General features: G+C 42.4%; 1 protein-coding gene. It reads left to right on the forward strand.

Annotation, left to right across the window (positions count from 1 at the left end; all coding sequences use genetic code 11):
- A partial coding sequence (locus JMA43_RS14010; RefSeq protein WP_342157325.1) for a DUF11 domain-containing protein occupies positions 1-288 on the forward strand: 288 nt, incomplete at both ends.

Raw genomic sequence — 288 nt, forward strand, 5'->3', positions numbered from 1 at the left:
GATACATATACAGCAGGAGAAGATGTAGTGTATACGATTACTGTAACTAATGATGGACCAAGTGATGCTACAAATGTATCAGTAGAAGATCCATTCCCCGCAGGAATTACGGAAGGAAGTTGGACAAGCGACCAAGGCGGTTCAGGTACAGGAGCATTATCAGATGTAATAGCGAGTTTAGCAGATGGCGAAGTAGTAACCTATGAAGTGACTTTAAGTGTTCCCTCAGACTTTACAGGAGACTTGGTGAATATAGTTTCAGTAACCTCACCAGATGTTACTGACCCA

This window comes from Joostella sp. CR20, from assembly GCF_038433465.1.
Taxonomy (GTDB): domain Bacteria; phylum Bacteroidota; class Bacteroidia; order Flavobacteriales; family Flavobacteriaceae; genus Galbibacter.